We start from the raw sequence: 11,819 nt of genomic DNA, 5'->3' as shown, positions 1-11,819 counted from the left end.
TCCTCGTCCGCGCTACCAATACACTGAAGGAATTAAAAAGAGACAACCATGACAGAGACACTGAATCCAAGTTTCACGCGCGTGTTTTCCGACGATAAGATCACGATCGGGCTGCTCACGCCGTTGGAAGGTTACCCTAACTCACCATTTCCTACGTTGGCAGACCACCAGCATACCGCTCAATTAGCGGAGCAAGCAGGCTTTGCCAGTATTTGGTTGCGAGACGTACCATTTTACGATCCAAACTTTGGTGACGCGGCACAAATGCTTGATCCATTCGTTTATGCGGGATATATGGCGGCAGCGACAAAGTCAATCACTCTGGGTACTGCCGGAATTGTTCTCCCGCTGCGTGATCCTATTTCAGTAGCCAAACAGTCGGCCTCTTTGGATTACCTGACGGGAGGCAGATTCGTACTTGGCCTATCCACGGGTGATCGCCCGGTAGAGTATCCGGCATTTGGGGTAGACTTTGACCAACGAGCCGATTTATATCGCGACTCAGTAGAAATGATTAAAACTCTTCACAGTGAATCGTTTCCACAAATGCAAAGCCGCTATTACGGTGATCTCACCGGCAACTTAGACATGCATCCAAAGCCAATACATGGCAAAGTGCCAATGATGGCAGTTGGCCGATCTCGTCAGCCGATTGACTGGTTGGCTCGCAACATCGATGCATGGATTTGGTCCGTCGATGATGAACGTGCCATCACTGAGATCGTCGCATCCCTTAAAACCGCAGCAGGGGATCGCCCTGCGCCTAAATACGGTTACGCGACCTTCTTTGATCTTGATGCTAACCCTAACGCGCCATACCAACGCTTCTACAATATCGTTCGTATTGGACGAAATGCATTGATTGAACGATTAAAGCAGCACCGAGAATTAGGGGTTCGTCATATTGCTCTCAACCTTAAGCCCTCACGTCGTCCTGCGAACGAGGTCATTGAGGAAATGGGTGAGTTCGTATTACCCGTAATAAATCAGGATTAAAGGCAGTTAAAAATGAGCAATGCACTATGAAATGCATTGCTCATAATTGAAGTCAACCTTCGGCACTTTAACGTTAAGAGGAAAACGTTCAGAGAAAAACGTTCAAAGAAAAACACTCGATAAAGAATTAGCCACCCTCGATAGCCGCAAGTGGAACTTGATAAACTTCTTTACCATTAATGACTACCGTCCAGGTGTCGCCTTCCAAATTCGCTTTCACTTCGCGGTTGGTTGCGTTTACGGAATCGGTCATAAAGTTAATCGTAAACTGCTCTCCTGCCGGGCTTTGCACCACGATACTGGCTTGATTATCTTCCATGCGTAAGATACCAGCAGGACACGTAACGAAATCTTCCTGCCCTTCAGCACGACAACGCAACAATGTGGTTGCATCGTAGTCATCAGTTGAGAAAGGAGACGTCTCGTTATTCGCGTCCGGATTTAACGCATCTGTACTCCAATAAACGTAAACACTTTCTTCAGGGAAACGAAAAATTAAGCCCTGATCGCCCAAACCACTCTGGCGATAAACCATATTGCTATTCTGATCGGTAAACTCCCCAGGGGTGTCGCCTTTTGGTGAAAGTTCATGCACAACGCCATCGCTACGATTAATTGTTATGTAACCACTGCGCTGACTGAAAGTACAAGCGATCATCTTCTCCGCATTGTCATCGCCTGCTTTGTAGATATCACAACGGCTCTCGGCTGAATCAGCATACGTGATCGAACTCGTGGCTAAGCCAGCGATAAGAGTGAACAACACAAGACCAGCTCTCATAATACCTCCTGCAATTTGTTACTTTATTCACGCTAATGACTGTTGAGCACGCTCCAAGAAACAAAGAAAAGAGTAGTTCTTCGCACCATATTGGGCAATTAAACCAAGTTATCTCGAACGCCATGCACACCATGTTAAAAACTGCTTTAGTAATTTCACATCTAAAATTTTTCTTACCCATGACCAAACTAAATGTCGTTCATGAAAAAATCGGCAATCGTCTTGGATGATAGCTTTCGCCTCATTCGATTCTCTACTGTCTTATTATAATTGTCGCAATATACTTACCATGTTGCTTAACAACCTAAAACGCATGAAAAGATTAAACCTCATTTTTATAGTTTCCATCCTTAACTTGTTAGTTGGGTGCTCCTCAACATCGACAATAAACGACGAAGAAACAAAGGCTTATTCAAAATTACATCAGCTTGTTGGTCAAGCGTCATGGTATAGTCCAAAGTTTCACGGAAAACGTACTGCAAGTGGTGAGCGGTATAATAAAAGAGCTTATACAGCGGCTCATAAAAGCTTACCTTTTGGTACTATCGTAAGGGTTACAAATACAGACAACGCCAAAAAGGTTGATGTCAAAATCAATGATCGAGGTCCTTTTGTGAAGGGTCGAGTCATTGACCTTTCACAAAAGGCATTTGAGCAAATAGGCAACATCAAGGAAGGCGTAGCGCCAATCAAAATTGAGATTATTGATGCTACTAATACCTTTAGGTATAAGCACTAGTCTCCTGCTCGAATATCCCTTTATAGCTCTGACTAAAACGTTTCGTGTCAGTACTGAATTCGCCACATCAACTAGCTCTGTGTTGGGCAAGAAAAAGTATTGAATCCTCACTGATATCGTTTTTTAGTGAGGTTTCGCTTTAGGGAACAAGCTTTTCAACGGCGGAGAAAAGCCTGTATCAGTACTAATAGTAGTCCGTTTGCTCTGAGGGCCTCAGAGCATGTTATCCATCAACAGAAAGTGTGGTCGTGTTTAACTAGTTTGTTACTCTATGATTAGAACTACTAATATTGGTGAATTAGCTAAAAAAACCAGCTTATCTCCTTCTAAGATCCGCTTTTTTGAAAAGATTGGTCTCTTAAAAACTTCCATTGGGAGAAGACGGAAAGGTGGCTATAGACACGAACTCGCCATGGTCTTGCACCACACTCTCTAAATTCGCAAAACGCTCGTCTGCGATAGAAAACCTGCTTTGTTCGAAGAATGGAGAAACCAAGTAAGTCGTCATGTTCGCTCTTTTGGCAGCAGTCAGCCCCGTAAAGCTGTCTTCAATCACTAAACATTCTGTGACAGCAACTTGGAGTTTACGGGCGGCGGTTAAATAAACATCTGGATGAGGTTTGCCATGCTCTTCATCTTCTGCACTACAGACCACACTAAATTTATCCCCCAACTGGAGTCGTTCGAAGACTGCTTTAATGACTACATGATTGGAAGATGTTGCCAATGCGATCTTTAATCCTTGGTTGGCAAAATAGTCTAATGCTTCGTAAACGCCGGCCATTGCCTCACCAGAAGTAGAAATACGATGACACAACTTCGAAAGAATCATTGCTTCCAGCTCTTTCGTTGGAACGGTCAATGAATATACCTCACACCAAATTTGCGCTATTTCATCAACACGCTTCCCCATTGTCATTTTTTCGCAGTCGTCACGTGTAATACACACACCAAAACAGTCGAGTGATTCCATCTGCGCCTCTTGCCACAGAGGCTCAGAATCAATGAGTACACCATCCATATCAAAAATAACCGCTTTTATTTTCATGCTTACCTCAAAATTAGAAAAGGTATGACAACCAAAACCGTTGCCATACCCTAAGTCTTTTAAACGACAGACACTTTATCTGACTCAACAAATGTCGTTTCAAACCCTGGTTGTTCAACATTAATCAAGTAGGTAAAGAAAAAGGCCAGCACGTACAACGTAGTGTAGGCAATGACCACACCGATTGTGCTGAAGTACGGTAGTAATACCACCGCAATGGCTGGCGCAAGGAAGTTAGACAATCCGGCAGATAAGTTATAAACCGAAATCGCCGCGCCTTTGTGGTTTGGTTCCAGTGCAGGAAACACTGCCGCCATTGGTACAAAGGCTGCTACAAAGATCCCCAGAGAAATGGCCGGGATCAACGCCATGTAAAAGTTGTTACCGAAATGCTGAGGAATGTAATAGAACGCTAGGCTAGATAGTGCCATTCCCACACAACCGAACCAACGTACTACTTTCATCCAGCCCAGTTTTTCGCCCAAGATTCCCCAAAAGACGTTAGAAAAGATGGTGGTAAAGAAGAACACTGCCCAAACCTGAAGCCACTCAGACGTAGTAAAGCCAAGATCATCGACAAACATCATCGGCATGATGACCGCAAAACCGAAAAGCGACAGCGTGTTAATAATGCGTACAAAGCTTGAGAAAAGTATGTTTTTGTTGGTGTAAAGAAGCGTTACTGCTCGGCTTAATTCGGTCAGTTTCTGCTTGTTAGTCAGGTTATGCATGTGCGTCGGCGTTTTAACATTACGCAGAGCGACCATGGCGATTAGACCACCCGCGGCACAAAATGCCAGCGATAACCACAAGGTACCAAACTCGCCAATCCAAGGAATAGTAAAGCTAGGAATGTAACTGCCTGCCACACCAATACCGATGGAATATACCGTCCAGAACCAGCCAAGTGCGGAGCTTACGCCATCACTGCGAACGTTGTGTACAATCACCACGATAAATGAGTAGAGGAACAGTGGATAAGCCAAGCCACGAATGCCATAAAACAGTAAAATGAGTCCGTAGTTTGACTGACTCAACCCAAGGGTTAAGAACAGTACGTGGAATACACACCAGAGTAGAAAACCAATTTTCATCGTTTTCTGTGGAGTAATGATTTCCGCTACCACACCGGAAACCCAAGCGGCCAACGCCGCAGCCAGACCGTAAAGTGTAAATGCAAAAGATGACTGGGCCGGACTAAAGCCAAGCTCGGTAATGTAGTGCGACAGAAACGCCAGTTCAAAGCCATCACCAGTCATAAAGATTGCGATAGCGACGTATCCCCATATCAGATTGAGCGGCAATCCAAGCCACTGTTTGCTTACGTTTTCCATATATTCCTCGTTTCGTAGGGTAAAGGAATTCCACGCCCCCTCATTTTTTCTTTTTTGGGGGCGCAGTCCATTTTTAGTTGTGATGTTCTTTCTAAGGAGGCTCTTAACGGCCAGTGTTACGACCGAAGCGCCAAGTCGTTTTGGTAAAGGGCGCGAAAACGTGAATAGCGCTCAGACAGGCCTGATTCACGCTCGACATTCGGCTGATAAACACGGTGAATTTCCGGCTTCTTACATACTTCATCCACCGATTTTCCTGACACCAGGCAAGCAAGTCGAGCCGCCCCTAACGCCCCACCCGTTTCACCACCTTTGTGAGTAATCGTTGGCAAGTGAAGAATATCGGCTAGTAACTGCGCCCAGAACGAGCTACGTGCACCACCACCAACCAATGAACATTGTTCGATGTATGTACCGCTTTCTTGCAACACACGCAGACCATCAGCAATACCAAAGCTCACCCCTTCGATCACCGCATAACCAAGTAACGCACGGTTGGTGGAATGGGTCATACTGTGGAACATACCCGTCGCTTCCGGATCGTTATGTGGCGTACGCTCACCAGACAGATACGGTAAGAAAATTGGCGCTTTTGCTTTCTCTTCTTCACTCAGCTGCTCAATTTCAGCAAGTAGATCCACTTCCGTTGTGCCTACTATGCGGCAGAACCATTGAAGGCAGCTGGCAGCACTTAGCATGACACTCATCTGATGCCATCGTTGTGGCAAAACATGACAGAAGGCGTGTACGGCAGACTCAGGTGCGGGGCGATATTTCTCGTTGACCACAAACAGTACGCCAGAAGTGCCAAGGGAAATAAATGCATCCCCCGGACTGACCGCACCAACACCGATTGCGCTTACGGCATTATCACCACCGCCACCAGCGACAATTACCGAAGGGCTTAGCCCCCATTTGTGGGCTAAGTCAGCGGACAAAGAACCCGATACTTCACAGCCCTCGACCAGTTGTGGCATTTGTGCGCGAGTCAGCTGACATTTATCCAGCAGCGAGTCTGACCAATCGCGTTTAGCCACATCCAGCCATAACGTGCCTGCGGAATCCGACATGTCGGAGACTTTTTTGCCAGTCATTTTGAAGCGAAGGTAATCTTTCGGCAGCAGCACTGTGCTAATGCGGGAAAAGTTTTCAGGTTCATGCTTACGAACCCAGATTAACTTGGGCGCCGTAAATCCTGGCATCGCAAGGTTACCCGCAATTTCATGCAGCTCAGGTGCTGCCGCTTCAAGTTCAGTGCACTCTTCGTGACAACGAGTATCGTTCCACAAAATAGCAGGACGAATCACATCATCGGCCTCATCCAGAAGCACTGCACCATGCATCTGTCCAGACAAACCAATGGCTTTAATTGCTCCCCAGTGCTCAGTGCATTTCTCGCGCAGAGCCCCTATCAGATAGTTTGTTGCTTCCCACCACTCCTGCGGCGCCTGTTCCGACCAATGAAGCTGCGGACGTTGAATCGTCAATGGCGCGCTGTGTGAAGCGACCGTTTCACCATGTTCGTCAATCACCAGCGCTTTCACTTCTGAGGTGCCAAGATCTATACCTAGATACATGCCCACTCCTTATTGAATCATTGAGTAAGCCGCTGCAATTTTTTCTCGCAGCAGTGTTTCAAAATCCGCACGACCAGCCAGTTCACCGAATAAGGCGACATCGTGCGCGTAGACAGCGATTGGGTCTTCAGAATCAAACATGCTATGCACTGCATTTTCATCAAGAATGCCATCCTGATACTCATAAGGCAGTAAACCTTTGTGCCACTGATGCATATACACAAAGAACAGCGCTGGTAGCATTGCAGTCGCATCTGGCGTGACACCACGCTGATAACATTCAATCATCGTCGGCGTAATCATGGCCGGAATTTTAGAAAACCCATCCGCAGCCACACGCTGGTTAGTGTCTTTAATGTAAGGATTGGTAAAGCGCTCTAAGACCACCTCAAGATAGGTCGGCAGATCGATACCATTGTCACCAAGGCAAGGAATCACATCCTGACTGACGTAATCGTGCGCAATCTTGTAGATATAATCCGTCAAAGTACTTTCGTGAATAAATGACTGACCAACCAATGTTCCGGCCCAAGCGATACAGCTGTGTGAAGCATTCAAGATTCGGATTTTCGCCTCTTCGTAAGGAATAACCGACTCCACCATTTCCACGCCTACATTTTCCAGTGCAGGTCGAACGTCTTTGAAACTGTCTTCGATGACCCACTGAATAAAGGTTTCCCCCATCACTGGCGCATTGTCTTCAATACCAGTTTGCGCTTTGATGCGAGCAGGAAGATCAGCAGCGGGTCTCGGTGTAATACGATCCACCATGGTGTTTGGACACATCGTGTTTTCCTTCATCCAGTTCAAAACATCGGCTTTACCAGTCAACGTTAGAAATTCGGTCAAGCCATCACGAAAACGCTCGCCATTGTGACGCACGTTGTCACAGTTCAGCAACGTCACCGCTCCTGCGTTATCCGCCATACGGCGCTCAAGGATTTTCGTCACCGTGCCGTAAATCGTTTGGTGGCCACCGCTCAGATCAGCTTTTAGGACTGCGTTATCAACATTCAGTGAGTGATCGGTTTTTAAGTAGTACCCGCCTTCTGTGACCGTAAAGGCGATCACTTTTGTCTGCGCTTTTGCACCTTCTTCAATCAGCGGCGCCAAATCTTCCTGCCACGGGAGCAACGTCTGAATCGATTTGATCACCTCATATTCACGCTCCCCTGCTGGACTGACCGTCTCTAACACATACTCACCATTCTGCGCACGGAGAGTTTCAACGGTTGATTCTGCATCATTGCGAATGTTACCTGCCGCGATATGCCAGCTTTGGTCACCCGTTTCTAGCAATTTGTGCAGATACCAGGCTTGGTGCGCTCGGTGAAATGAGCCCAGACCGATGTGAAGCCACGTATATTGGTTTTTCATTATATTTCCTCGTTTTTGTTTGATGGCCTAACTCTAATCGATCAAATTACCAAATAAAGAGCCATAGATCACAAATGAATAATTGACCATTAAATGACTTTTTGTTCATTTTTGGGTAATTGATTGCTATTGCACTCACGAGGAGTTAGAGAGAAGATAGGTGTTCTAGATACGATGACGAACTAAATATTGTCATCAAGAGAAACACAATAAGCTGAATAATAAGGATAAAACGTGGCTAAAGACGATAGTTTTAGAACCGATCAGATGGTTCGCGCAGCCTGGCTGTATTACATCTCAGGTCGTAATCAAAGCGATATAGCGTCTGAACTTGGTTTATCGCGTCCGGTTGTACAACGTCTTATCGCAGCAGCGAAAGAAGAAGGAATTGTCTCGGTCGGTCTGCACCATCCGATTTCCACTTGCTTGGATTACGCAGAACTTCTTAAAGAGAAGTACCAGTTGGTGGAATGCAATATCGTGCCCACGACCAGCGATGATGAGACACTTGATAACGTTTCGTTTGGCTGCGTTCAGCTCATGTCAAAATATGTAAAGGACCAAAAGGCTAAAATCGTGGGTATTGGCTCTGGCCTGACACTAAAAAAAGCCATCAACCGAATTGATTTTGAATCACCGAATAGTAAATGTGTCGCCTTAATAAGTGCGATGGGCGTAGATGGTCAGTGTAACTACTATGATGATGTTCCACTGATTCTGGCGAGAAAAATTCAGGCAAACTACTATCAGTTACCTGCCCCACGTTATGCGACCTGTTCTGACGAGCTTAAAACTTGGGTAGGTATGCGAGTGTTTAAAGAGGTCTTCAGCGTTGCCGATAGTGCCAATGTCATTTTCATTGGTATTGGCTCATTGAGTAAAGCAAGCCCTATCATCAAAGACGGTTTCATTTCTTCAAATAAGGCAGATGAACTCAATCAGCAAGGCGCTGTAGGCGAAATCCTAGGCCGATTTATCAACGCACAAGGTGAAGTGATCGACTGCACCATCAACACTTTCATCACCAGTTACGATATACGTAACAATGATTGCCCTCGAATTGGCGCGGCTTGTGGTGAAGATAAACGCCCTGGTATTCTCGCGGCACTGAGAGGCCATTGGGTGAATGGTTTGGTTACCGACGAAGCGACAGCGAGATGGCTACTCACTCAATAAGCTAGCTGTCGCACTAAGCCATAGCAGCTAAGGAAGTTTAACCAATTTAATGTGTTAACCTTTCTATCAATGCTTGTTGATACTCAGGCAGTTTGGAACGTGAGACTGATTGAAATGCCAGTGGCGTAAGGTAGGTCATTCCTGCATGTAGCGCACTCGCTTTCATTGGTAAGAAAACATCTTCTAGTTTAACGCCAATTCTGCCCGATTCACCGTAAGTACTTGTACCACCAGCCGCAGTCGTAACCAACAGCATTTCTTTGCCTTGCCATAAACCAGGTCCTACACTCCCCCAAACATCGTTCATGTAAGCTTTCATCATTGGAGTGATGTTGAACCAATGAGTTGGAAACATAAATACGATACGATCATGCTGTCTTGTTAACTCACGCTCTTTTTCTGCATCGATAGCGCGAGTATCAAAGCCATAAATGGTCTCTAGGTTTCTTACGGTTACGCCTTCAACAGTTTCGGCAGCTTGCTGCATCCCTTTTGTCATCACTGACCGTTCTGGATAAGGGTGAGAAACAATAACCAGTGTTTTTATATTCGTTTTATGTACCTGCTCAGCAGCAGATACCACATTGATACACGCGAGCCATAGCACCTGCAATACAAGCAAAAAGCCAGCGCGCTTAATTACGCTATCCCTTTTCATTTTCGTTGTTCCTAACTTTCTATCTGTCGACAGTTTTTGTTTTATAAAATTAAGCCCGGCAAACCGGGCTTAATAGCAATTGTAGTAACGAACCAATAGTAGAAACTGATCGTTTTTATTGGCCAGCAGCGTATTGCTCGTCGGTCACCTTCTCTTTCCAAACGACGTTTTTGCCATCTTTCGATGCCGTCACAACAAGGTGAGTCATTGGCGCATCAGGAGTCGCGCCGTGCCAGTGATCAATACCCGGTGGACACCAAACGCTCTCGTTTTCGCTAAAGCGAATGACTTTACCGTCTCGGGTACCAGTAAGAGCCACACCAGAAGTGACGATCATATGCTGGCCTGCTGGGTGCATGTGCCACGCAGTACGAGCACCTTTATCAAAAGTAACGTAAGCAGCACTGTAATTTGCGACATCATTTTCAGGGAATAGCATGTCAACTTTTACATTACCGGTGAATAAATCTTCTGGTCCATTAAATGATTTCAGATCTTTTGCTCGATAAACTTGCTGGCTGTCTGCTGTATCATCTGACGCCTGTACGGTAGAAACCATCGCTGTAGATGAAACCATTCCTGATAATAAAATTAAAGCTAGTTTATTTTTCATAATAATATTCCCTATTATTTATTTAGGACCGAATCCAGAACTTTTTGCGCATTATTAGCAACATCTTGCCCAACTTGCTTTTCGATGATGGTGATAAACTCTTTTAGTTCATCGACTGTCACATCATTATTCATGCTGATGTTGTAATGTGCGGCCAACTGGCTGTTTACGCCCGGTATATTGGATAAAGTCGCAATGGTTGCAACTTCGCGTTGTTTCCAAGTCAGTACATCACGGGCAAAAATGTCACCAAACAGATGAGATTTCAGGTATTCATCAATTTGAGGAGAGAAATCAAACAGTGGCCCTTTTACTTCAACACCGATCAGCTTAGTTTGGTTCTCCGCACCAAATTCTAAGCTGGTTCTGTCCGTTGGTAATGGGGATGATTCAGGACCCACAACATCTTCGATGCCTTTGCTTTTTCTCTCGTCGAGCACTTGCATAAATGCAGCAAGAGCATTCAAGCTGCGTGGAAAGCCTGCGTAAGCGTACAGTTGACCAAGCACTTCTTTAGTTTCATTGATGGTAAGGCCCGCTTCCAATCCTTCATTCAGGCTCACTTTTAACTTGTCTATCTCACCACTTGCTGCGAATGCTGCAATGGGAATGATCGCTTTCTCTTTACTGTCAAAGCCTTCTGAAGCGACGGCTGCATTCACGGTGAATAACGCTAACAAGCTGGCGACTAAAATGGCCAACTTACTGGCATATTTGTCTATACGAAACATTTAATTCTCCCTATACCCTTTTGTATTTATGAGTACTTCAAGCGTACTCTCTAAATATAAACTTATCTCAAAATCCGCATACTACTTTGCCTAGAAGAGTCTAATTATTGCCTAATCTTCTATTAAATAATTTCAGGTAGGAGAACGATAAAATTAAAAACAATATATTACATTCAGAAACAAATTAAACAAAATTATGAACTTGACTATTCTTAGATTAAAGCTACTAAGATTGAAGCTAAATAGCTTTAATATTTTATATCATTGAATTTCAGCAAGTCTGAGCGAGACTAGGAATCTAATATCAGCGCGCTGGGTAGTTAATGAAATAACTTTGGCCATAAAGTGCTTGGACATTAGTTCCTGAATCACGCTCCTTCATCGCTGTTCAGCAAGAAGGGTATTACTCGATAACTTCGATCGTAACCTTCATGGAACCACCAGAAGTAAAACGAGATAAGTCGCCGTCGATCTTACCTAGATTGATAAGACCAGATGCATACCCGAAGTTCTTGTAGAAAACGACTAAGTTACCCCAAGGTGCATAGTAAGAAATATCCCCAGCTTTAGAGCTTACGCCTGCTGGTGCGCCTTCCTTAGTCAATTTTGATGGTAAGTAAGCGATTTTTTCAGTGCTTGCGTAATCTTCCAGTTCTACTGTTAGCGGTAGCTGAGCGATAAAATCTTGTGTGCTTGGACTGTCGTTTAACGTTGCTGTGACTGTGCGATCATCAAATACAAAACGAATTTTCATGGAACCTTCCCCGGTAATTGCTCCGCTCTCGAGCA

13 protein-coding genes are annotated in these 11,819 nt (G+C 45.0%); 4 read left to right on the top strand and 9 right to left on the bottom strand.

All coding sequences use genetic code 11. The features are described from left to right. Positions 1–48 precede the first annotated feature (48 nt). On the top strand, positions 49–996 hold the full coding sequence (locus ACWYU8_RS10575) for an LLM class oxidoreductase (protein ID WP_457519526.1): 948 nt from the start codon (positions 49–51) through the stop codon (positions 994–996). 127 nt (positions 997–1,123) lie between these two features. Here the strand turns inward: ACWYU8_RS10575 and ACWYU8_RS10570 are convergent, their stop codons facing one another. After that, positions 1,124–1,777: a hypothetical protein gene (locus ACWYU8_RS10570; protein ID WP_457519525.1), complete on the bottom strand. Its 654-nt coding sequence runs from the start codon at positions 1,775–1,777 to the stop codon at positions 1,124–1,126. A gap of 313 nt (positions 1,778–2,090) precedes the next feature. Here ACWYU8_RS10570 and ACWYU8_RS10565 point away from each other — a divergent pair, with 313 nt between their 5' ends. Further along, positions 2,091–2,516 (top strand): septal ring lytic transglycosylase RlpA family protein, encoded by a 426-nt coding sequence (locus ACWYU8_RS10565; protein WP_457519524.1) that lies wholly within the window; start codon positions 2,091–2,093, stop codon positions 2,514–2,516. Between the two features lie 271 nt (positions 2,517–2,787). Beyond that, the gene (locus ACWYU8_RS10560; protein WP_457519523.1) at positions 2,788–2,952 is read left to right on the top strand and encodes a MerR family DNA-binding transcriptional regulator; all 165 of its coding nucleotides are present in this window, start codon (positions 2,788–2,790) and stop codon (positions 2,950–2,952) included. Here the strand turns inward: ACWYU8_RS10560 and hxpB are convergent. The 4 genes from hxpB to dalD all read right to left on the bottom strand — a co-directional run bounded on the left by hxpB (position 2,875) and on the right by dalD (position 7,852). Then, positions 2,875–3,564, bottom strand: a complete 690-nt coding sequence (hxpB, locus tag ACWYU8_RS10555; protein ID WP_457519522.1) for a hexitol phosphatase HxpB — start codon at positions 3,562–3,564, stop codon at positions 2,875–2,877. The genes ACWYU8_RS10560 and hxpB overlap by 78 nt on opposite strands. Positions 3,565–3,623: 59 nt before the next feature. Next, the gene (locus ACWYU8_RS10550; protein WP_014234530.1) at positions 3,624–4,898 is read right to left on the bottom strand and encodes an MFS transporter; all 1,275 of its coding nucleotides are present in this window, start codon (positions 4,896–4,898) and stop codon (positions 3,624–3,626) included. 116 nt (positions 4,899–5,014) lie between these two features. Continuing rightward, on the bottom strand, positions 5,015–6,475 hold the full coding sequence (xylB, locus tag ACWYU8_RS10545; protein ID WP_457519521.1) for a xylulokinase: 1,461 nt from the start codon (positions 6,473–6,475) through the stop codon (positions 5,015–5,017). Between the two features lie 9 nt (positions 6,476–6,484). After that, positions 6,485–7,852, bottom strand: a complete 1,368-nt coding sequence (gene dalD / locus ACWYU8_RS10540; protein ID WP_457519520.1) for a D-arabinitol 4-dehydrogenase — start codon at positions 7,850–7,852, stop codon at positions 6,485–6,487. A gap of 234 nt (positions 7,853–8,086) precedes the next feature. Between dalD and ACWYU8_RS10535 the strand changes: the two genes are divergently transcribed. Next, entirely contained in the window at positions 8,087–9,028 is a 942-nt protein-coding gene (locus ACWYU8_RS10535; RefSeq protein WP_457519519.1) for a sugar-binding transcriptional regulator, read from the top strand. 46 nt (positions 9,029–9,074) lie between these two features. Here the strand turns inward: ACWYU8_RS10535 and ACWYU8_RS10530 are convergent, their stop codons facing one another. From ACWYU8_RS10530 to ACWYU8_RS10515, 4 genes are all read right to left on the bottom strand, one after another. Next, complete coding sequence (locus tag ACWYU8_RS10530) at positions 9,075–9,686, bottom strand: NAD(P)H-dependent oxidoreductase (RefSeq protein ID WP_457519518.1); 612 nt, start codon at positions 9,684–9,686, stop codon at positions 9,075–9,077. Between the two features lie 115 nt (positions 9,687–9,801). Then, positions 9,802–10,299, bottom strand: coding sequence for a (R)-mandelonitrile lyase (locus ACWYU8_RS10525; protein ID WP_457519517.1), 498 nt, complete (start codon positions 10,297–10,299; stop codon positions 9,802–9,804). 14 nt (positions 10,300–10,313) lie between these two features. Then, positions 10,314–11,030, bottom strand: a complete 717-nt coding sequence (locus tag ACWYU8_RS10520) for a carboxymuconolactone decarboxylase family protein (protein ID WP_457519516.1) — start codon at positions 11,028–11,030, stop codon at positions 10,314–10,316. Positions 11,031–11,433: 403 nt separating this feature from the next. Further along, positions 11,434–11,784 carry a cyclophilin-like fold protein gene (locus ACWYU8_RS10515; protein ID WP_457519515.1) on the bottom strand — a complete coding sequence of 117 codons (351 nt, stop codon included), beginning with the start codon at positions 11,782–11,784 and terminating at the stop codon, positions 11,434–11,436. Positions 11,785–11,819 lie beyond the last annotated feature (35 nt).

The sequence above is a fragment of the Vibrio limimangrovi genome (genome assembly GCF_054064025.1).
The sequence above is the reverse complement of the archived record's forward strand: the minus strand, read 5'-3'. Positions and strand labels throughout refer to the sequence as shown.

Bases quoted from the DNA above. Each gene is read 5' to 3' on its own strand.
- ACWYU8_RS10570 (WP_457519525.1), bottom strand. From the start codon at position 1,777: ATGAGAGCTGGTCTTGTGTTGTTCACTCTTATCGCTGGCTTAGCCACG.
- hxpB (WP_457519522.1), bottom strand. From the start codon at position 3,564: ATGAAAATAAAAGCGGTTATTTTTGATATGGATGGTGTACTCATTGAT.
- ACWYU8_RS10515 (WP_457519515.1), bottom strand. From the start codon at position 11,784: ATGAAAATTCGTTTTGTATTTGATGATCGCACAGTCACAGCAACGTTA.
- xylB (WP_457519521.1), bottom strand. From the start codon at position 6,475: ATGTATCTAGGTATAGATCTTGGCACCTCAGAAGTGAAAGCGCTGGTG.
- ACWYU8_RS10565 (WP_457519524.1), top strand. From the start codon at position 2,091: ATGAAAAGATTAAACCTCATTTTTATAGTTTCCATCCTTAACTTGTTA.
- ACWYU8_RS10530 (WP_457519518.1), bottom strand. From the start codon at position 9,686: ATGAAAAGGGATAGCGTAATTAAGCGCGCTGGCTTTTTGCTTGTATTG.
- ACWYU8_RS10550 (WP_014234530.1), bottom strand. From the start codon at position 4,898: ATGGAAAACGTAAGCAAACAGTGGCTTGGATTGCCGCTCAATCTGATA.
- ACWYU8_RS10525 (WP_457519517.1), bottom strand. From the start codon at position 10,299: ATGAAAAATAAACTAGCTTTAATTTTATTATCAGGAATGGTTTCATCT.
- dalD (WP_457519520.1), bottom strand. From the start codon at position 7,852: ATGAAAAACCAATATACGTGGCTTCACATCGGTCTGGGCTCATTTCAC.
- ACWYU8_RS10560 (WP_457519523.1), top strand. From the start codon at position 2,788: ATGATTAGAACTACTAATATTGGTGAATTAGCTAAAAAAACCAGCTTA.
- ACWYU8_RS10520 (WP_457519516.1), bottom strand. From the start codon at position 11,030: ATGTTTCGTATAGACAAATATGCCAGTAAGTTGGCCATTTTAGTCGCC.
- ACWYU8_RS10575 (WP_457519526.1), top strand. From the start codon at position 49: ATGACAGAGACACTGAATCCAAGTTTCACGCGCGTGTTTTCCGACGAT.